Source organism: Pseudoalteromonas sp. S16_S37 (genome assembly GCF_014694405.1).
Classification (GTDB): domain Bacteria; phylum Pseudomonadota; class Gammaproteobacteria; order Enterobacterales; family Alteromonadaceae; genus Pseudoalteromonas.
The window spans coordinates 1-25,235 of the sequence record NZ_JAAUWV010000013.1 but is presented as its reverse complement, the minus strand read 5'-3'; the positions used below and the strand labels follow the sequence as shown (position 1 = coordinate 25,235).

The following is a 25,235-nucleotide window of genomic DNA, read 5'->3' as shown; positions in this document are numbered from 1 at the left end:
TTACTTAATGCTATTGAGAAAATCTTTGTGCCAAGGCTCAGGTAAGCGATTCAAAACATCCTGCTGCGTTTCAACTTTATCCTTAAACTCATTGTTACTTTGCATCGCCAGATCCCCAACTTGAACACCATTGGCGAACATGCTGAAGGTTTCACCTTCTAAGTAATTCGGATCGTCTTTACTGCGTGATAAACGTAAGTTGTAAACCTTGTCTTTAAATTTCACTTGCTTGATTTTGCTTACAAACTCAATTCCATCTTGGGTAAGAATACGATCGCCTAACTGCACTTCGTTAGCCCAAATAGACTCGCCCGATTGCATGATCACAGGGTGAGATTCCGTTAACAGTAACTTTTTCCCTGATTTGGTTTTAATTTCAATCATTGGAATTGCTTCAACACCAACTGAAATATCTTTGATCTCAAGCGCTAAACGATTGGCTGGATTGTATTGGCTAGCGCCCATGACTAGGTCGCCCACGGCAAGCTTTTCAATCGGCATTTGTGAGCCATCAGGCAAGGTGATCAAACTACCTTGTGCTAAGCAGCTATACACAATTTGCATTTGTGGGTAGTCGATATCTTCCCATGACCCTAAACCTGCAGAACCAATCACCACGGTTTCAGCGCGCGGTGTTTGGCCTGGGCGCGGTTCGTTATCAACAGCAATGTTCATTATCCAGTTTGCATCTTGATAACGGCCATACAAGGTTGCGTCACCAAACACACCTTGGTTACGGGTGATATTCCAAGATAATTTAGTCTTGGTACGGCGGCCAAATGGGATGTACTCCACTTGGATGTTATCCGCGAAGAAGTTTTGAATATCGTTGTACTGATCACCGGAAATCGACGTGGCGCCGCCGCCCTCTTTGGTTTGAATAAAGATATTAGAGCCAAAGTCGATCACATCAGGCTTTTGTACCTGAGGGCTACTTTTAAGGGTTGTGCTGCCATCACCGTTATCAACCACATCAATGACGCTCCAATCAGGTCGATAGATGCGCGTTACTTTACCCATCATGATGTATTCACCCACAAATGGGATCTTCAATTTTAACTGATCATTAGGCGTACCTGCTGGGTAAATATTCTCGTAGTCACAATCACCATAATTACGGTTTAAACAAACAATTATTTTATTGTCTAGCTGCCCAGCTTCTTTTGAACGTAAGTCTTTAGGATGAGATAAAGTCGACCCAAAGTCGGTGGTTAATGTACCCGCATTTTGCACTGATACCATTGGCGCGCCGCTTTGTACTTCAGGGGTTATCAAGCCCAACTCTCCTAAGATAGTATCTTTTGAATATTCGACTTTGGAGTTTCTATCTTCTACAACTTCGTTACCATTTGCGTCGGTATATACCACAGTCACCCATGCATCTGCGTATATTTGCTCAGCACTTTGTAATTTAGCCACAGCGTCACTTAAACGTGCTGATGAGTAAATTGACTTACGCTTTTTTTCTTCCTCACCATCGCCAAAAAACTCTGCGTAGCGCGGTAGCGTGATCGATTCACCTTTTTCGTTTACTAACGTGATATCGATAAACGTATAGTTGGTTGGTTTTTTTTCACTGTTCAGTGCAGATACCACGAGGTACTGTTCATTGGTACCAGGCAAAGTAGCAACTTCAATACCCATGTGTTTGAAAAACGAGCACAAACTTGAGTTATGCGCATTACAATCATTGGCCGTACTCACGCTTGATATGGCTAAGCTCGGTGCCGCTAGGCTACGTGCATACTGTTTATCAATCACGTTAAACAAATGGGGTCTATTTTGCTTATTAAGCCCATATTTGTTTAAACGCTGCTTTAACGCTTGTATGTTTTGCTTGCTTGTTAAGTCGGACTTTACAAACCCTTGCTTAATTTCAAGTACAGGTGAACTAGCATTAATCTTCACAATATCACTTTGTGCTTGGGCTATTGACGTAGCCGCACCTAATGCCAGCGCGACAGATAAACTGAGTAATTTCATCTTGATTCCCTTTGTTATATTTTACCTTTATTGGTGTTTTTTGAGCACAAGCTCAGGAACCTTGTATCAATTGATACAAGGGCCCTTACTGCTAAAAGAAGTGTTATTTACCAGCCAGTGACTGAGAACTTGATGTCGGAAACTTCACCGTAATGGAAGTTATTGCAGCCGTCTTGCCCTTTACTTGCTTGAGGTTGCTCTTCTAAACGAGCACGGATCACATAGTCTTTGTCTTCCCACCAGCGAACATAAGGTAAGAACAGCGATTGACTGGCTTTAATACGGCAACGACCATTGCTGCACTCTTTGAGGTAGTTACTATTCATGTCGCTAAAGTTTTCTTCACCTAGCTCAAACTTTTTGTCCTCATCTTTATCCAACCAGATGGTGAAACGCAGTTCATTTGCTCGATTGTTCAAAAGACGTTCAGCTGTCGATTCACTGATCTCATTGCTGACAATATCTACGGTAAGCTCTTGTGAGCGAGTAAAGCTAAAGTTAGATTTATGTAGTACGTAGCCCATGCTATTGGTGCCTTGTGCCCCCGTAACCGATAAGCGGTCATTAATTGATGTCCACATCATGATTTGATCGATATAAAACGTATTGGCATTATTTTGATCGCTTATCGCAACCACACACTGCTGAGGCTCAGACAATGAGATGTTTTTACTGAACGTGTCTGTTTCACCGCTGCCATCTTGGTAACTTACCGATAAGGTCACCGTGTAATTGCCTACTACTTTAGGATAATCAATAACGCCAGGGGTTTGTGCTGAGCTAGTGCGGCCATCAAAGCCAAACTGCCATTGATACTTAGGCTGGCGCAACACATTGGCCTGTGAAGTATTGATAAATTCAACGCGATTATCTGCTAGAACTTGATACTCAAAGCCCGCTTTGATTGGTAGTTCAGGTACATCTATGTCTGCTTTTAAATCAATTACCTGAGCTAGTTTGGTATGCCCACACGTGTCGTAGAAGTTATATTCACTGCCGATGGCCATACGCAACATAGTAACGCCTGCTGAGAGTGTCTCAGGCAAAGTAAAATTCACCGTACCATTGCCAACTAGTTGGTTGTTCAAAACCATTTCATCGGCTGAGAATAAACCATTGCGATTACTGTCAACCAACAAAGTGACACGCTTATCGCTCAGTGATGATGGTAACGTTAAGGTCTGTTCGTTATGCCTATTAAATGACACTGCATTGATTAACAAACTTTGATAGCGCTCGCTGCTGAGCGCAAGTGCTGTATCATTAACACTGACATCTGTGGTGTGCACTTGACCTTGATTAAAATATGGCTCGCAGGAAGCACCAACAGCGCGACTATAAAAATGACGGTAGCCCACTTTTTGCTGGCCATTTTTAAGTGTCACCGTGAGCTTAAAGCGCACTAGATCATCCACATTCACTTGGCGTGCGCGTTCAAGGTAATCGTAAATACTGCTTGAGTCCCCTTCTTGCCAGCTTTCCTCGGTACCATCGCCCCAAGCAATATCAAGCCTCGCGATATCGTTTACTGGTACACTAGCAACGCGATAATTCACCGTGTTGTAATTAATGCTGCTGGTAAAATCCAATGTTGATATGTCTGAATTGCGCGCCACAATCCCCACAGAATGTAAGGTTTCATCAATATCAGCTTTTAACTTAGATTCAGTGCCTAAATACGTGAAATTGCCGGCTTGAGAGAGTAAACATTGCCCAGCATCTTCAATGCTGGCGCCTGGGAAAAAACATTCAATGTTGGCGCGTAAAAACAATTTAAATGCGTCGTTGATAGACCAATGGTGAGTCTTTACAAGTTCGTAAAATGCCTTTCTTAACACCCCACCAATGTGATAGGTCGATAATCCTGTTTGATAATCTTTAAAATGATCAATACTGCGACCATCCCATGAAGGCATCTCAAAAAATCGAGCACCTTTGTCTTCGTACATAACATCCCAACCGTACCACCATTTACGGTTTTTCTGATGATTTTGAGCGCTATCACTGATTTGATTTAAATAAGCCGCTGACTGACTATAAGCACCCGATACGTTTGCTTGTAAGTAATCCAATACCGCCACGCTGGCGATATCAGAGAATGCTTCGTTTATTGCACCATCTTGATCGGCCGCACCTAGCTGGCTGTTCCAAAATGTCACAGCATGACTTGCCTCATGTGCTACAACATCCAAAGTAGTGTGAAAATAATGGGTACCACCGTAATTCCCTGTACCGTAATTGACGTGAGTGTCGTCCCAGTTAGCTTGGGTATTACCATAGGTGTTATTACCCACATTCTGTTTAAGCTGCTTTAAGCAAAACCCATTAGGGTCACAATCAGTAGCCTGCTGTGGGTACATTTGCTTAAGCAAAGTATGGTAATACTGCATCACCACTCCAGCATTAAAGTGTGCTTCATTCACCGCTAGATAGCTGTAATAGTCATAGAACTGGTCGTCGATACGCTGCTTATCAAAATGCTCGTTCGTACTGTCGCACTGATAACTTGCTGCGAGAGACTTATCGTTCATGTAATCTATGGTTTTAACATAGGGATTTTCTAGTGTGCAGGTATCATTAAGCTTGCTGACGATAAATGGATAACCCGAGAACGCTTGAAATATTGCCCCATCCTGAACTTGGAACAACAACTCCTGACCTTTTGGAGCGTTTGCATCAAATTGATAATTCAAACAGTTATTCATACTTTGCGGTTGGGGTGAGTAGCAAATTGCACCGAGCTTTTCATTGCCACCAATGCCACCACCTGCGACCAAATCGCTGGTAAATGCATCTAAGTCTTGCTTACGACTGAGAATTTGTAATGTTCTGGCATCGAACACATAGCGATAAACCTGCGTATCAACATACCCTTTGAGCACGATAACAGGGTTCAATTGTCCATTGCGCACTTCATAAGCGCGCGTCAGCTGAGTATCCTGTGCAGTAACATTTTGCTGTTTTGCGATATCTGCTAACACCTGCTCGTCTGATTGTAAGAAACGCTTAGGGGTTACATAGCGTATACTGCCTTTTGCTAGAACTGTTTTGCCTAATCCTTGCTTAACTTCGCCATCATCATTATTTATCAATACAAAGCGCGCCCCTAACACTGGCCATTGACCTAAATAGGTTTGATAGTGGCGATATTCTTTTTGCTTGCCAGTTTGTTTGATTAATCGATAGCTCAATACAGCTTCAACCCCATCAGTCACGCTTTGTACATTGGACTGCTGTACGAAGCCAAGCCCTTGCTGAGCAATCGATTGCTCTAACACTTGCCAAACATGTGCTTGGTTAAGCAAAGTGTGGTTCTGAACAGCCTGAGCAGCAGAGGTTATGCCGAATAACCCAGTGGCAACGAAAACCGAAAACTTGTTCATTTCAATTCCTTGTTGAATTTAGTTACAACACCTTGTTGATCTAAAGGTGGTTAATTACGATATAGAGTAATGCATCAAAATTAACAATTAAATAACAAAAAAGAATGAATGAAATTCACATAACACCTAACTCTTTGATGCAAAAAAAGAACATAAAGTAAACTTTTTTGTAACAAAGCAGGTTAGCTCAGAGGAATAATATATTCCTTTGTAGGATTTTTATGGAATCAGGTACAAATATAGTAAAAATGGTTGATTCTTAGAGAGCGAAACCTAGAAATAAATCGCAACCAGAAGCCATTTAACCGCTAAATGGCAACACTTGAGTAGCTCATTCAATGAAGAAAACAGAATATTAAAGGTAAAGTGAGGTTAAAAAGCTTTAAGACTAAGAGCCGTAATGATTAGCACCGCGAGCAATATAACGTAGCTGCCAAATTAACCTTTCGGTGAGCTCTGCCCGTTGCTGCGCATCTTGATCGAGCGCTTCAGCACCAGCATTAAAAACCAACGTGACCATGGCCTCTGCCTGCATATATGCATGCTGCTTGTCACACGGTGTTTCGCTTTCAAGATAATGCGCGAGCTCAAGAATAAAATGTTTAATTTCTCTGGCAACAGCGGCTCTAAACGCTTTCGAAGTGCCCGAGCGTTCTCTCAGTAGCAGTCTAAACTGATTGCTAGAGGTATCAATGAACTCCATAAAAGTTTCAACGGAGGTAATGATCACACTGCCACCACTGGCAATACGCCTACGAGCTTGGCGCATAAGCTGACGCAGCGTAAGACCAGCTTCATCTACCATGGTCAATCCAAGCTCGTTCATGTCTTTAAAATGACGATAAAATGAGGTTGGGGCAATACCCGCTTCACGCGCGACTTCACGTAGACTTAGGTTAGAGAAGCTGTGTTCTGCACTGAGCTGGTTGAATGCCGCTTCAATCAGTGCTTGCCTTGTTTTTTGTTTTTGTTGTGCGCGAACACCCGACATTCTCTGCTCCAATAGCAATTTTTTTAAAACGATCTCAAGTCTAATACTTGACGGCAACAGAATGAAATATTATTTTAGCGTACAAGTGTACGCTGAAATTAACTAATCATGAAAAAACCACCGATTATATGGACCAATGTAATATTTTTTAGTCTGTCATTCTTGGCAGCTATCACGCTTGTACCATGGTACGGCTTTACCTATGGATACACCACAACTCATTGGCTGGTGTTTGTCTGCTGTATGTTTTACGCGGGCTTATCAATTACCGCAGGTTACCACCGACTTTGGGCACACAAAGCTTATGATGCGCACCCAGCTGTACAATGGGTATTTGCTATTGGTGGCGCTTTTGCGCTGCAAAACAGTGCCCTACACTGGAGTAGCGACCATCGAGTCCACCACGGACAAGTTGACGACCCAGTAAAAGACCCTTACGCCGCAACAAACGGTTTTTGGTACAGTCACATCGGTTGGATGCTGCGCGACTATCAAGGTGATAGCTATGGTAATTACGCCAATGCGCGAGACTTGCAACGTAACAAAATAGTGATGTTTCAGCACCGTCATTATTTAAAGCTCGTTTTACTCACGAATATTGGTATTCCGCTCGTGCTAGGCCTAATGCTTTCTAACACGTGGTTTGAAGTGGTAGGCATGCTGCTTTTGGCTGGGGTGCTAAGGTTGGTACTAAGTCAACATTTCACCTTTTTTATCAACTCATTAGCGCATATTTGGGGTTCTCGTCCCTATACCGAAAAGAATACTGCGCGTGATAACGGCTTTTTAGCACTATTCACTTATGGCGAAGGCTATCATAATTTTCACCATATTTTTGCCAGTGACTATCGCAACGGTATTCGTTGGTACCACTATGATCCAACCAAATGGATTATTCGCGCAATGGCGGCTGTCGGGCTTGCATCTAAGCTCAAGCGCACGCCTATTGAGCGAATAGAAAAAGCCAAAGCAGAAACTTTGCTGTTGAAAACAAAAGTACGTCTTGCAAAATTGCCTTTAGCGCAAGATAAGCTTACATTGTTACATCAAGAGTATGAATTGCTTCTGAAAAAACTTCAGACCTTTTGTAGCGTACAAAAGCAATTAATCGAAGCAAAAAAAGACTCCATGCTAGAGCACTGTGAAAAGTCCGCATTGATGAAACAATATCAAGAATTAGAGGCGGCTTGGCAAACTCAAAAGCAAGCATGGTTAGCATTAAATGCGAGGCTGCTAAAACCGTCTTTTAGCTAAACTATGGCGGCCTCTTAGATAGAATGAGGAGAGGCCGTGGCTAAGCCAAAAAATAAACCAGCACCTGTAGCCAATGCAGGTTCTGAGGTATATCAATACGACGCAATCATCATTGGTACTGGCCCTGGGGGTGAAGGGGCCGCAATGAACTTATCGAAAAGCCACAAAAAAGTTGCCGTCATTGAAAGGCAGCAAGCCGTTGGTGGCGGATGTGTACACTGGGGCACCATTCCCTCTAAGGCATTGCGTCACTCTGTCAGTCGCTTAATCGAGTACAAAGCCAATCCTTTATACCGTTTTACTGAAAAGCCACAACGTCACACCTTTCAAGATATTTTGAATCATGCCAGTACGGTTATTTCAAAGCAGTCTAACCTGCGTAGTAGCTTTTATGAACGTAACCGCATCCATTTGTATCAAGGTAACGCCAGTTTTGTAGATCAACACACGATAAAGGTTGAACATGTCGATGGCTCACAAGAGTTGATCACCGCACAGACCATTGTGATTGCAACAGGCTCACGGCCTTATCGTCCGCCTGAAGTCGATTTTACTCACCCACGAATTTACGACAGCGACACCATTTTGAGCTTGAAGCACAACCCGCAACGCGTGTTGATCTACGGCGCAGGTGTGATTGGCTGTGAATATGCTTCTATCTTTAAAGGCTTAGGCGCAAAAGTAGATTTAGTGAACACCCGTGACCGCCTACTGGCGTTTATGGACGCAGAAATCTCTGATGCGCTCAGTTATCACTTTTGGAATAGCGGTATTGTAATTCGCCACAATGAAGATTTTGCGCGCGTTGAAACCCGAGATGATTGTGTAATTTTACATTTAAAATCAGGTAAACGCGTAAAAGCAGACTGTATTTTATTTGCTAACGGACGTACAGGTAACACTGATGACCTTAATTTAGCGGCGATTGGCTTGAAAGCCGATGGTCGTGGGCAATTAAAAGTAAATGAAAATTATCAGACCGATGTGGAGAATGTTTACGCGGTGGGAGATGTTATTGGTTACCCAAGCTTGGCAAGTGCCGCATTTGATCAAGGCCGAATTGCTGCCGATGCGATTGCCCATGGTGAGTGTGCAGATAAATTAATCATTGATATTCCCGCAGGGATTTACACCATCCCAGAAATGAGCTCGGTCGGTAAAACTGAGCAGCAGCTAACTGCGGCTAAAATCCCTTACGAAGTGGGTCGTGCGCAATTTAAGCATCTAGCTCGCGCCCAGATCACAGGCACAGAAGTTGGCAGCCTTAAATTATTGTTTCATGCAGAAACAAAAGAGCTTCTTGGCGTACATTGTTTTGGCGAACGCGCCTCTGAAATTGTGCATATCGGTCAAGCGATTATGGAGCAAAAAGGACCAGGCAATAACGTTGAGTACTTCGTCAATACGACCTTTAACTACCCGACCATGGCTGAGGCATACCGAGTTGCGGCATTAAATGGGTTAAACCGGTTGTGTGACTAATAAAAAGGCGCCAAATTGGCGCTTTTTTTAAAATTGATATTGCGCGTTTAGGCGCCAAACTTGCTCATCTTGCCCTTTCGCTCTGCCGACAGCTAATCGTGCATCGGCCTCATAATCGATAAGTTGCAGCTCTGCACCTAATTGCCACTGCTCAGACAGTGACTTTTGGACATTTACCGTCACACCCTTTGTAAAACTGGCGTTTTCATCAAATTGCCAATGGTCTTTATCTATTACTTTGGATTGCTCAGCTCTTACGCTCAATCGGTAATCATCAAAGGTGTGGCTCAACATCACAAACCAGCTATAAAAATCATTATCTACGCCGCGCGTTGGCCCCATTGCAGTATTACCTACCATCGCTTGTGCAATCAGTTGAGATTGGGCATTAAACTTTGTTCGCCACGCTAAGCTCCAAAACTTGGTATCCCAAGCGTATTGTTTAGTGACATAGTTTATTGCACTGGGATCACCATTATTATCGTACCAATAAAAGCGCAGAGCATGTTGCTTCAAGTAGCTCCAATGCGCACCTAAATAATAACCAAACCGTCCATCAACTTCAGTGAAGGGTTCTACATACTGTCCTTGGCGACTCAGTTGTGGTGTAGAGAGTGATTTTAATGGCGCAATTCCTATGCGTTCATTAAAAACCGATTGTCGGTCATGTGGTACAAACCCCCGCCACGCAATTAATGTTCCTGCAGGGTCGTTGCCTTTGAACACTGCGCCTATGGCGCTTAAATCATGTTTGGAGCGAAAGCGGCGCGCTGCGCGTTTAAGCTCAAACTCAGCACCAAAGGTGCGAACCTCCTCCCCTAACCACGCGTTTAATCCCGAGAAGTGATAAGTATAGGGAGATGACCAACCAAGTGCGGGGTTTTCTAATGACATACGCGGATAAAACCCACCAACGCGTGCGCTAAACTGATAACCTTGTGCTAAAGGTTGGTATTGCGCATATGCTTCTGTTAGGCCAATTTTATCATTTGGGTCTGGGACATATTGAGCAACCACATGCGCCGACCATGCCGAACTGATATCTACTCGTGAGCTTAATGCCAATCGGCTCACGTTGAGCCGCTGATTATTATCGGAAAATCTCGCAATACCCCACCCATACTGATGCCAAGCAGCAGTATTACTGCTGTTAGTTAAAGAGACACTCATATTCCCTTTAACCTGCGCAGACATATCTTGTGCCGCCACGCACTGGCTAATTATTAGCGACCACACTAATAGGCCTAACGGCTTACTCGTAATCATCCGTCTCATCTGTAATGAACTCCAATTTGTCGAGTAGAGGTTGTTTAATTTGATACTGCACCTGTTGTGATACACCCGTGATAGTCAACGGCTGGCTTTCAGGCATGTTCAAATTTTCAAATCGCTCATGCCAGACATTCAATTGTGTATTACCCAACTGCGCGCTATCGATTGTAAGGGAGACTTTACCTTGTGCATCGCTTATCCCATAAACACCTGAATTAACAACCAAAATATACCCTAGCATCCAGTCATGTATATTACAGCCAAGCTCTACTACACCCGCTTGCGAAAACTGAACAGGCGCAAGAGGTTTATCTCTATAGAGCTTTAATTCAAATGCCTTGGCCTGAGAAAATGAATACACGTGGTGCAAAATGGAATCAAAATTAGGGAACTCAACTTGGCTGTTACTCGGCACTATCAAGGTGTGCGGGGTAAACGCCCTGTCTTTTTGCCCCATGCTATAAATTGTTTGCTGTTGCGATTGGTTTGCTTGCCAAGATTTACCGCTCAGCCAAACAGCCGTTCCTGCCACCGGTTTGCCTTGCTCATCGGTGATTGTTATTTCAAGCGCATTACTTGCAGTGCTTAACAAGCCAAGTAATAAGAGTATTTTATTCATCCAGCGTTCCGTACAAATAATTAGATAATCAGTATAGAGCACGCATGCTCACAATGAAGACTCCCTTAATAGACCCAAGATACGCCTTTGTACATTCAAAATGAATACGTATGCAGATATTTCAGTGTTTGAGGCCATGGGCAGTATGCTAGTAAAACACCATTTATGACAACAAATTAGGGAACATCATGCGCTTAATCAGCACTCTAACACTGTGTAGCAGCTTTTTTTGTTCAGCTATTCAAGCTGCTAGCTACTCAGTAAGCTCTCCCGATGGCACCATCAAGTTTACGGTTGATGATAACCACGCTCAGCCCCAGTATCAGGTTAAGTTTAACAATAAACCTTTGTTAAACGGCTCTAAATTGGGCTTTGAGTTTCAACGTGCAGCGCCGATGAAAGATAACATCGAGATCGCAAAATCCACCACCAGCAGCCATCACAGCAATTGGCAACAGCCTTGGGGTGAAGCGCGTATCATTGAAGATAAGCACAATGAGTTAGAAGTTCAGCTGCGAGATAAAAACAGTAAAGACGTCGCTTATACGCTGCGTGTGAGAGTGTTTAATGACGGCCTTGGCTTTCGCTATGAAGTAAATAAAAACAATGCGTTATACATTACCAAAGAGCTGACAGAATTTAACTTTGCTGATAGCCAAAATAGCACTGCATGGTGGATCCCCGCGCGAGGTTGGAATCGTTATGAATACACTTACAATACCACCAGCTTGCACGACGCTGCGCATGTGCATACACCTTTCACACTAAAAAATGCCGATGGTGTGCATATTAGCGTGCACGAAGCTGCGCTTGTTGATTATGCCGCAATGACTTTAAATCAGCGTCGCCCAGGGACTTTTGTTGCAGATTTAACACCTTGGTCTGACGGCATCAAAGTTAAAACTAACGGGCAATTTAAAACCCCATGGCGCACCTTACAAATTGGCGATAAAGCCACTGACTTACTTAACTCCCACCTAATATTAAACCTCAACGAACCCAATAAATTAGCAGATACATCATGGGTAGAGCCTGGCAAATATTTAGGTATTTGGTGGGGTATGCATATTGGCAAAAACACATGGGGTAGCGGTGAAAAGCATGGTGCCACCACAGAGCACACAAAAGACTATTTAAGTTTTGCCGCAGAGCACGGCTTTGATGGCGTATTGGTTGAAGGCTGGAATATCGGTTGGGATGGCGATTGGTTTTACAATGGAGATGTATTTAGCTTCACACAAGCCTATCCAGATTTTGATATCAAAGCGATTAGTGAACACGGAACAAAGGTTGGTGCCCGTCTGATCGGTCATCACGAAACATCAGGTAATGTCAGTAACTATCGCAAGCAAATGGATGATGCTTTTAAGTTATATCAGCAAGCGGGTGTGCGTCAGGTTAAAACAGGCTATGTTGCTGATGGCGGTAATATCAAGCGGATAGACGAGCGTGGATTACCACGCTTTGAATGGCATGATGGCCAATTTATGGTTAACGAATATCTGGATAACGTTAAACTGGCAGCCAAATATCAGATCAGCATCAATACCCACGAACCAATCAAAGACACGGGATTACGCCGTACCTACCCTAACTGGTTAAGTCGTGAAGGTGCCAGAGGCCAAGAGTTTAATGCCTGGGGCACACCACCCAATCCACCAGAGCACACACCGATGTTAGCGTTTACGCGTATGCTGGCGGGGCCAATGGACTTTACACCTGGCATTTTCGACATGAGTTTCAATGGATTAGGCGATAAAACTAACCGCCCACAAACCACGCTTGCAAAACAGCTGGCTTTGTATGTTGTGTTATACAGCCCAATTCAAATGGCAGCAGATTTACCAGAAAATTATCTTGCTAAAGCCGATGCCTTCCAATTTATCAAAGATGTTCCTACAGACTGGGAGCACAGTATCGCGCTATCGGGTGAAGTTGGCGATTATGTGGTGTTCGCAAGAAAAGAAAGACAAAGAGGCAAGTACTCTGGCAACGACTGGTATTTAGGTGCTATCACCGATGAGCAAGCGCGCTCAATCGACGTGCCGTTACACTTTTTAGACGCAGATAAAAAGTTCGAAGCACAAATCTACCAAGATGGAAAAAATGCCGAGTGGAAGAACAACCCATATGATATACAAATCAGCAAACGAATCGTGACAGCAAAAGACACATTAACGTTAAAGCTGGCCACCAGCGGCGGTACCGCTATTCGCTTTAAAGCGCTGTAATACAATATTCTCTGCTCGATACCTACGGGTATCGAGCATGAGCGTATCACTTCTCGCTTCTACTCTCTCATTTTGTTATAAATACTCATAATTGGTGAAATTACCTACTCTTTCGCCTTAATCACCAATACAAGAACAGTCAAAAAATTCAAGCTATTGATAAATAATAACTAAATTTATGGCCCACTCATTGCTTTAACATTCAAAACAATAAATAAGATAGGGATAATTAAGATGCCAGTACCAGTAAGCGATAGACCCATTGACGCTGTAAGAGAAGAAGTGATTGATCAGTTGATCCTAAATTATAGCCATGGAGAGATCTCTGCCGATGCCTTTGAGCGACGCTTAGATAATGCATATAGCACCAATAATGCTGAGCAACTTCAAGCTTTATCTGCCGATTTACCACTGCAATCCGATCCCCGCTATCACAGTGAAAAACAAGCGAGAATGCAACCAAAATATACCGCCTCAAGCGATCACCCCGACACGCTCGACATCACCTCTATCTTAAGCTCAGATCAACGCAGCGGAGAGTGGATTGTTCCAAAGCATATTAAATTAAATAATTATCTAGGCAGTATAGAATTAGATTTTAGAAACGCTGTGTTTACTCACCCCGAGGTGACAATAGAAGTAAACTGTATCGGCGGCAGTGATGAAATAATTGTCCCAGAAAACATTGATGTTATAACAAGTACCACCAATATCCTCGGGCATGTAAGTAACAACCGTGCCGGGCTTTCATCCAATACCTTTAATACTCAGCGCCCAAAGCTTTATATTCGAGGTAAAGTGATCTTGGGTAGTATTGAAATAAGCGTGAAGAAAACGATGCAAGAGAAAGTTAAACAGTTCGCCCATAGCCTTAAATCGCTGTTTGATGAAGGTAAAAAGCCTTAGCTCGTTACATACGCTTAGCACTGCCCCAAGCTTTTTAATCTCGGCACAAACCATAATAATAGGCATCTGCGCGCTCATTACCCAATCTGAAATGACTGCGCAAGTGCCCTTCTCTTTGCATACCTAACTTTTCCATTAACTTCCAGGACGCGGTATTATCTGTGGCACACAAGGCGGTAATTTTCATCACCGGCAGCTGCTCAAATAGTTTATTGATAAAAGCATCAACTGCCTCAAAGGCATACCCTTGGCCAATAAAGTCTTTATGTAATCGGTAACCTATCTCACCAATTAAGCTTTCTTTATTCACATATTTAAACATCAACTCACCTATCAGCTTGCCTCTGTCGTGCAATGTAATTGCCAGAGCTAGGCGCTGATGTTCTTCAGCCAACCAAGGTTTGCACCCTTCTAATAATCTCGTCTTAGCTTGTTCAAATGTTGCGGGCTCACCAATATAACGAGATGTTTGCGCGCAACTACGGTGTTCATAACTTGCTTGTAAATCCTCTGGTGTGATTAGGCGAATGGCTAACCTTGGTGTACTAAAGTGCATTGGTGACTCCTTTTTTAGTATTTTTATTAAATGTTGCTATTGGCATCTAACTTACCATTTTTCAAAAATAATGTTCCCCACGCCCACCTCAACAACAGTGCGACTCCTAAAATAAGCCAGGCAATATCACTCGGTACACTTATAAAGTAAGCGTTACAGGCAACCGCAAGTAACGTAAATAACAATAATTCGATTGCCCCTATTAAGGCGTTAGCACTTCCTGATTGTTCACGAAAATAAGTGGTCACAAGGCCCATATAAAGAGAAAAATAGCCACCAAAAACCATCATGACTAAACCATATCCGAGCAATGCATTTGCTAGCGTAAAAGGCAAAGCCACAAAACACATTGCACTTATCAGCAATAAAGGCCAAAAAAGCGCCATCACATCACTTATGCGGTAACGATGTTGCAAGTATTTAGTGAGCATAGAGCCAAGTAGTAGCCCGCCCATAGGCAACATCATCATTTGACCAAATTCACTTTGTGTAAGGGCAAACTGAGACTGCAACACAAATGGGTAATAAAGCTGTATGGTGAGGTAAATAAAAGTTGGTCCCCATTTAAAAAGTGCCAGTGCAATAAATTGAGGTGCTAATAGCAGCAACTGATAACGCCTGAACAACTTTTTGGGATGCAATGAAATTGCACCACAGGGCATTACTTGTTTGGGTAACAACCAAAATCCAATCACAGCAACAACCAATACATAGCCTGCGAGTAACCAAGCAACCACTTGCCAACTCGACCAGTCAGCCAAAACGCCCCCTAAACAGGGCGATAAAATCGCGGTACAGCTGGCCACCATCGCCAAGCTATTTAATGCGCTTTGTAGGCACTTACCCTGATAGAGCGCGCCTAGCAAGGTTCGACTTATCAACAATGGGGCAGCAGCACCCAAGCCTTGTAATATTCGACCAATGGCAAACCACTCAACACTGTTTGCCATTGCACACAACATGCATCCTAAGCCAAACAAACACTGCCCAATAAGAAAAACACGCCTATCACCATACTTATCACGCAAGGGGCCAACAACCAACTGAGACAAGCCTAAACAAATGAAGTATCCAGTGATCATCATTTGACCTTGGCTAGCACTGAGCCTTAATTCATTCGCTATCTGTGGTAATACAGGCAAAAATATTTGGCTCGCTAGCTGAGAACAAGACAAAAGCAACATCGCCGTCCATACCATTGATACGCCCACCCAATAAACACTGAGCCGTTAATATAGGCTTTACTTTAGTGATTAAAAAGCATGTAATTGGAACAACATTACATCCCAACAGGAACTAATATGGATTGGCTTACTGCTGCTAAAAGTTTTGTGCTGATAGCGGAGCACGCAAGTTTCACGCAGGCAGCTTTGCAACTTAATATCTCCTCATCCGCTGTCAGTAAGCGCATTGACTGGTTGGAGAAACAGCTAGGCACCAGTTTGTTAATCCGTACTACAAGACAAGTTACCTTAAGTGAATCTGGGCAAATATTTTTACCCAAAGCACAGGCATTATTAGCGCAGTTTGAATCGGTCATGTCGCACACGCAAGAAATGAATCAGGTTCCTATCGGCATACTGAAAATTGCGGCAACTTTAGCTGTTGGTAATAGTGTTTTAATGCCTAGTATTCAGCGCTTTTTGGCAACCTATCCTGAAGTCACCATTCAGCTCAATGTACTTGCACCCGGCGCGCCACCCGATCTACATAATGATCTGGTTATAACCCGTCACTACGATGAATTTGATTCCATTGCACATAAAGGCTGTAGTTTACTGGAGTATCAAATGAGCTTATTTGCTGCACCCAGCTATCTCAAAAAACACAAACCTATTAATCGCTTGGAAGATTTAGCAGGGCATAGAATGTTGCTGAGCAATTATTATCAACAAAAAGGTCATATTGTATTAAACGATGGGAGCAAGTTTAACTTTGCGCATTATAACTTTGTGTCAGATCATCTCGATGTAATGCTAGAGGCCGCAGTACAGGGCATGGGTTTAATGTTCATATCGGCAAGTTATATTCGCAAACAACTGCAAGCGGGTACTTTAATACCCGTTTTGCCTGCTATTCAGTCTGCTAAAAAACAGCTGTGGGCTTACTATCCCAAAAGCGCTTTTACACCGTTAAAAACCCGAATGTTTATTGATCATTTGAAACAACAGTTAGCCACTGAGCAAAAATGAGTGTGCGACTGAAGTATGCAATATGTTCGCTGTAAAGAATAAAACATTCAAACAACCATATTGCACCTTTGAGTCTGTGTAGTTACACCGTAGGTAGCTGAGCTTGACGACGTTGTAAATGCCAGCCAATAAACTGGCTTAATATTAACGAACAAGCTGCTAAGGCAGCGCCAAAGTAAAACACCAACGAATTGTCATAAAGCCACACAATACCAAAGCTTGCTGGAATAATGACAGCTGCAATATGATTGATAGTAAAGCTAACGCCCGCCGTAGAAGCGATATCTTCAGGTCTGGCTATTTTTTGGAAGTATGTTTTAAGCGCAATTGCCATAGCAAAGAATAAATGATCCACCACATACAATACCGCAGCAAAATTGGCTGATTCAACTAACGCATAACCAGTAAATACCAAAATCAGGCCAGTATATTCGATAGTTAATGCTTTCTGTTCGCCTATTTTTCCTATCATTTTACCGATTGCAGGCGCTGCAAAAATATTAACCACATGGTTGAGCATATAAAGCAGCGTAATTTGTGCCACATCAAAGCCAAACTTTTCAACCATTAAGAAGCCAGCAAACACCATAAAAATTTGTCTGCGTGCACCAGAGAAGAACAGCAGTAAATAATACAAACTGTATTCTTTGCGCAGTATTAGCTTTTTGTGTTGCGTGCTTTTTGCTACAAAATGTGGAAATGCACTGATCATAAATAACGTCAGCAGCAAGCCTACGCCACCCAATACAAGATATAACCACTCATAGTTTTTTGTTAAGAACGTCAAACACAGCCAAATGAGTGCAAAGGTAACCAATGAAGCCATAGATTTTATCGACAATAGCTGGCCAAGTTTTTGAGGCGCTTCATCTTTACTAAACCACTGCAAACTCAATGATTGGTTAAGCGTTTCAAAATAGTGAAAGCCAATCGACATCAGCACTGTCGTTGCATACAAGCCATAAATTGTGGGAAATAACCCAGTGATCGCCACACCAATCGACAGCAAACACAAACTGACTAAGGCAAATGTTTGTTCTTTTAAAACCAACAACACAAATACAGCAGTAAAGGCTAAAAAGCCGGGGATCTCTCTTAACGATTGCAGCATTCCCATGTTCGCCCCAGTAAATTGGGCGGCTTCTACGGCAAAGTTATTAAGCAATGCAGTCCACGCTGCAAATGTGACCGCCATTACAATGGTAGCCAATGTTAAAAATCCAAATGGGGTTTTCCATTTTTGAGCAGGTACATCTTCCATTGTCTCTCCTATAAGCACATTGATTGTATTTCTTGCTCATTGTATGCTCAGTTTGAGATGACCAAAATATAACACTATGACAGAAAATTTATCAGATCAGACAACTTCTAGTTGGATCAGCATCAAAACTCGCTTCAATTTAAAAACCCTCGGTAAACCTGTTTACCCCAGAGCGAGCACCATGCCACCGTGGCAACATGTCCAAACTCACCAACATACTTGGGGACAGCTTGCCTACACCAGTAACGGGGTAATGAGCATCAATACACCAGCGGGCAATTTCGTTATCCCACCCGACCAAGCGCTGTGGTTGCCGCCTAATTTGCCTCATGAAACTTTCTGTCGGTATGGTGGACACTTTCGCAGTGTATATATTGATGGAGACTACATAGAGGTGCTGGGTCACCAAGCTAAATTACTGCACGTTGACGAACTGTTGAAAGCGATTATTTTAGAGATCTGTCAATGGGACCCAGACTATACACTTGATGCGAAAAAGCTTCGTTTTATCGATGTCTTTATCGACAGGTTAGAATCCGCTCCAACCAGTGCTTTTTTTATGCCAACCGCACAAGACACGAGGCTTCTTCCTATTATCAGTGAATTACATGCCAATCCAGGCTGTAATAAAACACTACAGCAGTGGGGCGAACAAGTAGGTGCCTCAACGCGAACGCTCAATCGCTTATTTAATAAAAGTTTTGCCATGAATTTTAGTCAGTGGAAGCAAAAGCTGCGAGGCTTAAGAGCGGTAGAAATGATTGAAGCGGGCTACAGCCAACAAGTTATTGCAGAACAGCTGGGGTTTGAATCGAGCTCTGCGTTCAATACCGCCTTTAAAAAAGTATTTAACTGCACGCCTGGGCAATATTTGCGTAAATAGAGAAAAACATCACGGAAATAATACGCTAGCTACCAATTCGCTGTGTCGTATTCTAAAGTTAATGCATAACAAGAATATAGATCTATGATTGTGAGGAGGAGCGATGAAGTTATGCCTATTAGTATTCCTCTTAGTCACAACAAGCGCTTTTGCCAAAACGATTAAGGTTGCAGCTATTGATTGGTGTCCACAAATTTGCCCTGAGCAAAAAGAAAAAGGCTATGTTGTCGACCTTGTAGAAGAGATTTATCGCGATTCGGATTATCAGCTACAAGTTGATTACTTTCCATGGTCAAGAGCAATAAAGTACGTTTTGGCAGGGAAGTATCATGCACTACTTTCACCAGCCAAAGCAGAAGCACCGCAGTTACGCTACCCTGCTTCAGCTGTTGGGCAACAAGAAATGTGTTTTTTCACAACGTTAGAGAATCAATGGCAATACAGAGGTATTGATTCTCTTAGCAAGATGCAAATTGGTATTGCAATCGACACATCAATAGAAGAGCTCAATCACTATGTATCTAGTCATTCAGATCAGTTTGTTTTTCAGCCGTACCATGAAAGATATATAAAACAAAGTGCGCAAATGTTAACTAAAAACCGCATAGATGCTTTTTTATTCACCAAAAATTCTACTTTGTATGAACTAAAACAAGCTAAAATGTGGCACGACTTTAGAATAGCAGGGTGTGTGAGTCGCACAGATATATTTATGGCCTTCACGCCCAACGCAAAAGAGCACAATGCTGTAGATGACATGATGCTCACGTTCGACACTAGGGCCAAACAGCTCAACATTCAACAAATTCTCGAACAATTATTAATAAAGTATAACTTGCAATAATTAGTGGACTTTTTAGGGACTCCAAAGCCCACTGAGAGCTGTTCTTCAGGTGACGATTAGTGATACGCAGCGTTATTTATTTCAAAACAACAAATGAACCTTCAAAAGTCGCAACTAACACATCACCATCATACACTTTTACTGGCACCCGATATTTCGCTTTACCTTCACTCATGAGTACATCTAGATCGCCGTCACAATCAGCGATTGCTACGGTTGCACTGGGTGCGGTAGTGAGTGGTTTTAAATATTTAATGCTGGCATCTGCAAGCACAATGTTGCCTTCAAGGCTGCGCTCTTTTAACGCTAAATAGGTGGCACCCCATCCTGTTAGCGTCGCCATACTATAGATAGAGCCAGCGAACATTGAATTGTGAAGATTTAAGTTTGCTTTTAGGTCAGCACAAGTTGAAAACTGCCAATCTGTGTAGCTTTCAACTTTGATACCCATAGCATCACTAATGGGGATCGATTCTCGCCAAGTATCTTGTAGGACTTGCGTCCAATCAGGGTGGCGAAACCAACCCGGTTCCGTGGGCTTTTGTTTTACCATTTTCCAATGCTGGATATCATTATATGCAAGGTGTGCTTTTTCAACCATTTGATAGCCATGACGCTCGTAAAAAGCAAGTGCTCGCTCACGTGCAAATAACACGAGCTCCTCGGCGTTTTGTCGCCATGCGCTTTTTTCGAGTTCATGTAACAAGCGGCTACCTAAATGTTGCCCTCTATGCGCTTCTGATACAGCCATATAGCGAACTTGTGCTTGCTGCTGATTATTAAAATGCAGACGCGCCACAGCCAATATTTGTCCTTCATTATTTTTGATGCATAGATGCTCAGACTCTTGCTCTAGGTCATCCTGTTCAGATCCTCTAGGCTGACCCCATGGCGCGCGAAGAACCTGCCAACGTAATTGATAATAAGCTTGCCAATCTTCACTACTTTGGGGTGAGCTAACCTTAAACATACATACTCCTGTTATTCATTTTTATTGGCTATGAGCAATAGACCATACAAGAAATAGCAGTATCTGAACATAGTCTATTGGTAGAAGTCGCTTTAAGACTGTAAAAAATTCCGCACAAAATGTGCATTATAAAAAACCTGAGCTATGCTCATGTTACTATGCATAATTTTGTAACTGCCAGCGGCACGATCGCCAACCAGTTTGTGCAGCAAAGCCATCAGTTAGGCCACTTACTTTATTGGCATAAACAAGGTGATGTCAGTATTCAAGTTCGACAAGACAAAACCCTGCGCTGGTTGTTGATCAATAACACCTTACAATCTGTAGTGGAAAGAAACCACCCAGAGAGACTTCTTTTTCCTCATTTACAAGTACTTGAAAGCATATGGAAAGACTTACCTAGCCCCATAAATGTTTTAGAATTAGGGCTAGGTGGCGGTGCGATAAGAGATTATCTGCACGCGGTATATCCCGATTGCAAAGTGTTTTCAGTAGATAATAATCCAGACATCGTTCATTGCTACAAAAAGTACTTTAGTACCGAACAAGGCTGTAGCGTTGCTTGTATGGATGCAGATACTGCATTATCAGGTACTCAACGTTATGACTGGATAATATTAGATTTATTCAGTGAAATGGATGCGCCGATATTTTTATATCAGCACCCTTTTTATCAACTGCTGCGCGCGGCGCTTAATCCTAATGGCTGGCTATTTATTAATTTTCTATGCGAGCACAACTCTCAACGCCAGCATTTAGAACATTTGCTCATCACCAACTTTGGCAAAAAGCCCCACATACAGACCGTAGCAGACTACGCCAACAACATTATTGCCATCAAGCGTTAAACGCTTAAATTAAAGGTCACAGGTCCATCATTGCATAACGTCACTTGCATATCCGCTGCAAACTGCCCAGTAGCGACTTGCAAACCTGACTCTCTAGCTTGCTTAACAAACAACTCATATAAGTGCTTAGCTTGATCAGGCGTTGCCGCAGAAGAAAAGCTTGGCCGCATGCCCTTTTTGGTGTCAGCAGCCAATGTAAATTGAGATACAACCAACAACTGCCCTGAAATATCTTTAAGGCTCAAATTCATTTTGCCCTCTTCATCTGTAAAGATGCGGTAGTTGCTGATTTTATGAAGGAGCTTGGTCACATTATTTGCATCATCATGTTTTTCAACACCCAGCAAAACTAATATGCCTGTGCCAATTTCTCCGACAATATCACCGCCAACTTCTACTTTTGCATATGACACTCTTTGAATTAGACCTTGCACTTACTTCCCCTTTGCGCTCAACTATAAAGTGCTCAACTATAGGGTAATGGTCTTCTGAACGCTAGTTATCATGTACTAAGTGTGTAGCTTACAAGCAAGTAGATCTGCAGCTCTTCTAATAGCTTCATAATAAGCTTCATTCGCACCGCTGTGCCCAAGTCCATCTAGAATGTACAATTGAGCCTTTAATTCATCAGCCAGTTTCTGCACTGGCGCAAACCGACAAACAAGATCATGCCGCCCATGAATAAACCAACAAGGAATGCTTCGCAACGCGTCTGTGGCAGTATCCAAACCGCTCAACTGTGAAAATACTTCGGGACTGAAATAATGACACATTATTTTTGCTTGCTGCGTAACACAACTCGGCTGCTCTAAATGATATCGACTTAACGACGCTGCTAGCGTCACTTGTCTATCCCAGTCGTGCCAATGTTGCGCCGCTTTGTGCTGTAACAATTCATCGTCACCAAATAACGTATGTCTGTAGTAGGCTAAAATATCGTGCTCACTGGTTAACCCTTGGCTAAAAACTCGATAACTCTCGGGATAAAACTGAGCACCCGCACCTTGTGGTGAATACAACCACTTCAAGTCATCAACAGTTGCCAGAAAACTTGCCCAAAGGATTAAGCCTTTCACTCGTTCAGGATGGGTATGGGCGAAGAACAAACTGAGTGTTGCTCCCCAAGAGCCTCCGGCTAATATGGTTTGTTTTATTTCAAGATGGTCCATAAGTTGGACAATGTCTTTTACAAGATGAAGGGGAGTATTGTTTTTCAGCTCAGAGGGCGTAGAACCGCCACACCCTCTTTGGCTAAACAAAATAATGCGATAACGCTTAGGATTGAAATATTGCGTAGACTCACTATTTAAGCCGCAACCTGGACCACCATGATTTACTATTATCGGCAAACCATCGGGTTTACCATATTCCTTAACGTATATTTGATGACCATCCCCCACTGCTAGATGATAGTGACGAAATGCTTTACCGACTATATAACCCTGTGTCATCGCGACACCTCTTTAGCTAGAAGTATTTTGCTCCTCGTCTTGTTCATCAAGTTCTTTGAACCAAGGATCGTGCTCACTTAGGCACACTGTAAACTCAGCCCCCAAGAGCACAACTATCCATGACAAATAAACCCAAACAAACAAAATAGGTACTGTTGCTAACGCCCCATAAATCACTTCATAAGATGGAAAATGGCTGATATAAGCTGCAAACCCTTTTTTTGACAACTCAAATAACATGGCAGCAAATAAAGCACCGGGCACCGCCGCTCGAAAAGATACACGGGTGTTAGGCACTAAAGTATAGAGCATAATAAAGCCAACCATAGAAATCGCGTAAGGTAATAGCTTTAACAAAAACCCACTGAACCCAGGTATTCCCTGATCTGCAAACGAAACAAGTGAAACAATATAAGAGGTTACACCAATACTCGCCCCCAATAGCACAGGCCCGAGTGTTAATACCATCCAATAAATAGCAAAAGAAATCATCAAAGGACGTTTTTTCTCTACTCGCCAAATACGATTCAGTGCAGCATCAACGTTGCGTATGAGCAAAAGAGCAATGCCCGCTAAAAAGCCAATACCCACAGCCGTCATCTGATTAGCATTGCCGGTGAATGCGCTGATATGTGACTTTATACTGTCTGTCGATGTGGGGACAAAGTTATTAAAAATAAAGTTCTCAATCGCGATGCGGGTTTCTTCAAATCCAGGAAAAGCCGAAAATATCGCCACACCAACGGCGATTAAAGGAACCAGAGATAGCAAAGTGACGTATGCCAAATAACCCGCGTTAACAGTGATCTGATCCTCTGCACATCGGGCTAAATAGTAACGCCACCATTTAGGCTGAATTGTTATAACCCGTTTAATTTTGTCTGCCAAAGCTTCAAACTGAAAATTCATAATAGCCTAATACAACGAAACACTTTGCACATCATAGCAATCAGTTACATAATTTACAGCATCATAGATGGTAAATAGGCATAATATGAAACGCTTTACATTGGCTACAACTCTTATCTTAATGCTCAGTGGCTGCCAAACCGCTTACTACTCTGCCATGGAGAAAGTAGGTATACACAAACGCGAAATATTAGTGGACCGTGTTGAAGCAACCAAAGAGTCACAGCAAGAATCACAACAAGAGTTTCAATCTGCTCTTGAGCGCCTCAGTACACTTATCAACTTTGATGGTGGTGAGTTACAGTCAGCATACGAGCAACTCAATGATGACTATGAGTCAAGTTTAGCGTCAGCAGAAGCGGTCAGTGCCAATATCAACAAAGTTGAGGATGTTGCACAAGCTCTTTTTAATGAGTGGCAAGACGAGTTAGCAGAATATTCGAGCGAAAAACTTAAACGAGAAAGTGAAAAAAAGTTAAAGCAGACACAAAGGCAATTTGACCGCTTACTACGCTCAATGCGCAGCAGTGAGAGCAAAATGGAGCCTGTATTGGCTTCGTTGAAAGATAATGTGTTATATCTTAAACATAATCTCAATGCTCAAGCTATCGCCGCTATTAGAGGTGAATTCAAAAATCTGCAAACCGATATTAAATCGCTTATTGACGACATGAACCGCTCCATTGCTGACTCGAATAAATTTATCGAGCAAATGAATGCGAACAAGTAACATTTTAAACGAGCTAAATTTAGCAGCAAAAACACGGCTTACTCGCCGTTTTTTTATGTAATAACAATTCTACAGCGAACGAATTGAGTAGGTATCGTGCAAAAGTTTAACGACAACGAACGCAGTGAGGGCGTTTCCTTTGCGCAAGGTGAGATGAGCCAGTTTAGCTGTTGCTGAGGGACTCGCCTACTTAACTGAGGGAGTATGGCTTAGCAGCTGTGAAGTCGCTCCCTTTACCTTGCGCTAATTCGTCTCTTTATCAATGTGCATCACCTGTGCACTGTACGAGACGATTTAGCACCAAAACAAAAAAGCCCGACTCTTTCGAATCGGGCTTTCTCTTAATAAGGACCTGGCGATGTTCTACTTTCACATGGCAGCTGCCACACTATCATCGACGCTGTTTCGTTTCACTTCTGAGTTCGGCATGGGGTCAGGTGGTTCCAAAACGCTATGTTCACCAGGAAAAT

The 25,235-nt window shown here is 42.7% G+C and carries 21 protein-coding genes and 1 rRNA gene; 9 read left to right on the top strand and 13 right to left on the bottom strand.

From position 1 onward, the window contains the following. The 3 genes from HC733_RS08395 to fabR form a co-directional block, all read right to left on the bottom strand. Entirely contained in the window at nucleotides 1-1,983 is a 1,983-nt protein-coding gene (locus HC733_RS08395; protein WP_190364608.1) for a Hint domain-containing protein, read from the bottom strand. A 107-nt stretch (nucleotides 1,984-2,090) separates the two neighbouring features. Then, the gene (locus HC733_RS08390; protein WP_190364607.1) at nucleotides 2,091-5,366 is read right to left on the bottom strand and encodes a M4 family metallopeptidase; all 3,276 of its coding nucleotides are present in this window, start codon (nucleotides 5,364-5,366) and stop codon (nucleotides 2,091-2,093) included. A gap of 388 nt (nucleotides 5,367-5,754) precedes the next feature. Continuing rightward, nucleotides 5,755-6,357, bottom strand: a complete 603-nt coding sequence (gene fabR / locus HC733_RS08385) for an HTH-type transcriptional repressor FabR (RefSeq protein ID WP_190364606.1) — start codon at nucleotides 6,355-6,357, stop codon at nucleotides 5,755-5,757. A 108-nt stretch (nucleotides 6,358-6,465) separates the two neighbouring features. Here fabR and HC733_RS08380 point away from each other — a divergent pair, with 108 nt between their 5' ends. After that, a complete protein-coding gene (locus tag HC733_RS08380; RefSeq protein ID WP_190364605.1) occupies nucleotides 6,466-7,611 on the top strand; it encodes an acyl-CoA desaturase in 1,146 nt (381 codons plus the stop codon). Between the two features lie 36 nt (nucleotides 7,612-7,647). Further along, nucleotides 7,648-9,093, top strand: a complete 1,446-nt coding sequence (gene sthA / locus HC733_RS08375) for a Si-specific NAD(P)(+) transhydrogenase (protein WP_190364604.1) — start codon at nucleotides 7,648-7,650, stop codon at nucleotides 9,091-9,093. 27 nt (nucleotides 9,094-9,120) lie between these two features. Here sthA and HC733_RS08370 read toward each other — a convergent pair whose 3' ends face one another. Next, entirely contained in the window at nucleotides 9,121-10,359 is a 1,239-nt protein-coding gene (locus HC733_RS08370) for a hypothetical protein (RefSeq protein WP_238937501.1), read from the bottom strand. Continuing rightward, nucleotides 10,346-10,984 carry a methylamine utilization protein gene (locus tag HC733_RS08365; RefSeq protein ID WP_190364602.1) on the bottom strand — a complete coding sequence of 213 codons (639 nt, stop codon included), beginning with the start codon at nucleotides 10,982-10,984 and terminating at the stop codon, nucleotides 10,346-10,348. Before HC733_RS08365 ends, HC733_RS08370 begins: the two co-directional genes overlap by 14 nt. A gap of 188 nt (nucleotides 10,985-11,172) precedes the next feature. Between HC733_RS08365 and HC733_RS08360 the strand changes: the two genes are divergently transcribed. Next, complete coding sequence (locus HC733_RS08360) at nucleotides 11,173-13,215, top strand: glycoside hydrolase family 97 protein (protein WP_190364601.1); 2,043 nt, start codon at nucleotides 11,173-11,175, stop codon at nucleotides 13,213-13,215. A gap of 234 nt (nucleotides 13,216-13,449) precedes the next feature. Next, nucleotides 13,450-14,121: a DUF1707 SHOCT-like domain-containing protein gene (locus HC733_RS08355; protein WP_190364600.1), complete on the top strand. Its 672-nt coding sequence runs from the start codon at nucleotides 13,450-13,452 to the stop codon at nucleotides 14,119-14,121. Between the two features lie 34 nt (nucleotides 14,122-14,155). Here the strand turns inward: HC733_RS08355 and HC733_RS08350 are convergent, their stop codons facing one another. Further along, nucleotides 14,156-14,677, bottom strand: coding sequence for a GNAT family N-acetyltransferase (locus HC733_RS08350; protein WP_190364599.1), 522 nt, complete (start codon nucleotides 14,675-14,677; stop codon nucleotides 14,156-14,158). A 26-nt stretch (nucleotides 14,678-14,703) separates the two neighbouring features. Beyond that, a complete protein-coding gene (locus HC733_RS08345; RefSeq protein ID WP_190364598.1) occupies nucleotides 14,704-15,876 on the bottom strand; it encodes an MFS transporter in 1,173 nt (390 codons plus the stop codon). Between the two features lie 102 nt (nucleotides 15,877-15,978). Between HC733_RS08345 and HC733_RS08340 the strand changes: the two genes are divergently transcribed. Next, on the top strand, nucleotides 15,979-16,869 hold the full coding sequence (locus HC733_RS08340; RefSeq protein WP_190364597.1) for a LysR family transcriptional regulator: 891 nt from the start codon (nucleotides 15,979-15,981) through the stop codon (nucleotides 16,867-16,869). Between the two features lie 82 nt (nucleotides 16,870-16,951). Here the strand turns inward: HC733_RS08340 and HC733_RS08335 are convergent, their stop codons facing one another. Then, nucleotides 16,952-18,130 carry an MFS transporter gene (locus tag HC733_RS08335; protein WP_190364596.1) on the bottom strand — a complete coding sequence of 393 codons (1,179 nt, stop codon included), beginning with the start codon at nucleotides 18,128-18,130 and terminating at the stop codon, nucleotides 16,952-16,954. 76 nt (nucleotides 18,131-18,206) lie between these two features. Between HC733_RS08335 and HC733_RS08330 the strand changes: the two genes are divergently transcribed. Both HC733_RS08330 and HC733_RS08325 read left to right on the top strand, forming a co-directional pair. Further along, a complete protein-coding gene (locus HC733_RS08330) occupies nucleotides 18,207-19,013 on the top strand; it encodes an AraC family transcriptional regulator (protein WP_190364595.1) in 807 nt (268 codons plus the stop codon). Nucleotides 19,014-19,116: 103 nt separating this feature from the next. Beyond that, the gene (locus tag HC733_RS08325) at nucleotides 19,117-19,857 is read left to right on the top strand and encodes a transporter substrate-binding domain-containing protein (protein WP_190364594.1); all 741 of its coding nucleotides are present in this window, start codon (nucleotides 19,117-19,119) and stop codon (nucleotides 19,855-19,857) included. Between the two features lie 76 nt (nucleotides 19,858-19,933). Here HC733_RS08325 and HC733_RS08320 read toward each other — a convergent pair whose 3' ends face one another. Further along, entirely contained in the window at nucleotides 19,934-20,827 is an 894-nt protein-coding gene (locus tag HC733_RS08320; protein ID WP_190364593.1) for a bifunctional GNAT family N-acetyltransferase/hotdog fold thioesterase, read from the bottom strand. A 158-nt stretch (nucleotides 20,828-20,985) separates the two neighbouring features. Between HC733_RS08320 and HC733_RS08315 the strand changes: the two genes are divergently transcribed. Next, nucleotides 20,986-21,675, top strand: a complete 690-nt coding sequence (locus HC733_RS08315; RefSeq protein WP_190364592.1) for a spermidine synthase — start codon at nucleotides 20,986-20,988, stop codon at nucleotides 21,673-21,675. Here HC733_RS08315 and dtd read toward each other — a convergent pair. From dtd to HC733_RS08300, 3 genes are all read right to left on the bottom strand, one after another. Then, entirely contained in the window at nucleotides 21,672-22,109 is a 438-nt protein-coding gene (dtd, locus tag HC733_RS08310) for a D-aminoacyl-tRNA deacylase (RefSeq protein WP_190364591.1), read from the bottom strand. The genes HC733_RS08315 and dtd overlap by 4 nt on opposite strands. Before the next feature lie 75 nt (nucleotides 22,110-22,184). Beyond that, a complete protein-coding gene (locus HC733_RS08305) occupies nucleotides 22,185-23,126 on the bottom strand; it encodes an alpha/beta fold hydrolase (protein WP_190364590.1) in 942 nt (313 codons plus the stop codon). A gap of 12 nt (nucleotides 23,127-23,138) precedes the next feature. Beyond that, complete coding sequence (locus HC733_RS08300) at nucleotides 23,139-24,035, bottom strand: virulence factor BrkB family protein (protein ID WP_190364589.1); 897 nt, start codon at nucleotides 24,033-24,035, stop codon at nucleotides 23,139-23,141. A gap of 85 nt (nucleotides 24,036-24,120) precedes the next feature. On the opposite strand from HC733_RS08300, the gene HC733_RS08295 reads away from it, so the two are divergent. Further along, nucleotides 24,121-24,765: a DUF2959 domain-containing protein gene (locus HC733_RS08295; protein ID WP_190364588.1), complete on the top strand. Its 645-nt coding sequence runs from the start codon at nucleotides 24,121-24,123 to the stop codon at nucleotides 24,763-24,765. Nucleotides 24,766-25,115: 350 nt separating this feature from the next. Here the strand turns inward: HC733_RS08295 and rrf are convergent. Beyond that, nucleotides 25,116-25,230: ribosomal RNA gene (rrf, locus tag HC733_RS08290) — 5S ribosomal RNA — on the bottom strand. Nucleotides 25,231-25,235: the final 5 nt, after the last annotated feature.

What these genes read in the sequence shown, in the direction of transcription:
- HC733_RS08395 (WP_190364608.1), bottom strand. Translation starts at nt 1,983, where the DNA reads ATGAAATTACTCAGTTTATCTGTCGCGCTGGCATTAGGTGCGGCTACG.
- HC733_RS08390 (WP_190364607.1), bottom strand. Translation starts at nt 5,366, where the DNA reads ATGAACAAGTTTTCGGTTTTCGTTGCCACTGGGTTATTCGGCATAACC.
- HC733_RS08365 (WP_190364602.1), bottom strand. Translation starts at nt 10,984, where the DNA reads ATGAATAAAATACTCTTATTACTTGGCTTGTTAAGCACTGCAAGTAAT.
- HC733_RS08335 (WP_190364596.1), bottom strand. Translation starts at nt 18,130, where the DNA reads ATGGAAGATGTACCTGCTCAAAAATGGAAAACCCCATTTGGATTTTTA.
- HC733_RS08360 (WP_190364601.1), top strand. Translation starts at nt 11,173, where the DNA reads ATGCGCTTAATCAGCACTCTAACACTGTGTAGCAGCTTTTTTTGTTCA.
- HC733_RS08330 (WP_190364595.1), top strand. Translation starts at nt 18,207, where the DNA reads ATGACAGAAAATTTATCAGATCAGACAACTTCTAGTTGGATCAGCATC.
- HC733_RS08350 (WP_190364599.1), bottom strand. Translation starts at nt 14,677, where the DNA reads ATGCACTTTAGTACACCAAGGTTAGCCATTCGCCTAATCACACCAGAG.
- HC733_RS08300 (WP_190364589.1), bottom strand. Translation starts at nt 24,035, where the DNA reads ATGAATTTTCAGTTTGAAGCTTTGGCAGACAAAATTAAACGGGTTATA.
- HC733_RS08305 (WP_190364590.1), bottom strand. Translation starts at nt 23,126, where the DNA reads ATGACACAGGGTTATATAGTCGGTAAAGCATTTCGTCACTATCATCTA.
- HC733_RS08345 (WP_190364598.1), bottom strand. Translation starts at nt 15,876, where the DNA reads ATGGTATGGACGGCGATGTTGCTTTTGTCTTGTTCTCAGCTAGCGAGC.
- HC733_RS08315 (WP_190364592.1), top strand. Translation starts at nt 20,986, where the DNA reads ATGCATAATTTTGTAACTGCCAGCGGCACGATCGCCAACCAGTTTGTG.
- HC733_RS08380 (WP_190364605.1), top strand. Translation starts at nt 6,466, where the DNA reads ATGAAAAAACCACCGATTATATGGACCAATGTAATATTTTTTAGTCTG.
- HC733_RS08340 (WP_190364597.1), top strand. Translation starts at nt 15,979, where the DNA reads ATGGATTGGCTTACTGCTGCTAAAAGTTTTGTGCTGATAGCGGAGCAC.
- HC733_RS08325 (WP_190364594.1), top strand. Translation starts at nt 19,117, where the DNA reads ATGAAGTTATGCCTATTAGTATTCCTCTTAGTCACAACAAGCGCTTTT.
- fabR (WP_190364606.1), bottom strand. Translation starts at nt 6,357, where the DNA reads ATGTCGGGTGTTCGCGCACAACAAAAACAAAAAACAAGGCAAGCACTG.
- HC733_RS08355 (WP_190364600.1), top strand. Translation starts at nt 13,450, where the DNA reads ATGCCAGTACCAGTAAGCGATAGACCCATTGACGCTGTAAGAGAAGAA.
- HC733_RS08320 (WP_190364593.1), bottom strand. Translation starts at nt 20,827, where the DNA reads ATGTTTAAGGTTAGCTCACCCCAAAGTAGTGAAGATTGGCAAGCTTAT.
- HC733_RS08295 (WP_190364588.1), top strand. Translation starts at nt 24,121, where the DNA reads ATGAAACGCTTTACATTGGCTACAACTCTTATCTTAATGCTCAGTGGC.
- HC733_RS08370 (WP_238937501.1), bottom strand. Translation starts at nt 10,359, where the DNA reads ATGATTACGAGTAAGCCGTTAGGCCTATTAGTGTGGTCGCTAATAATT.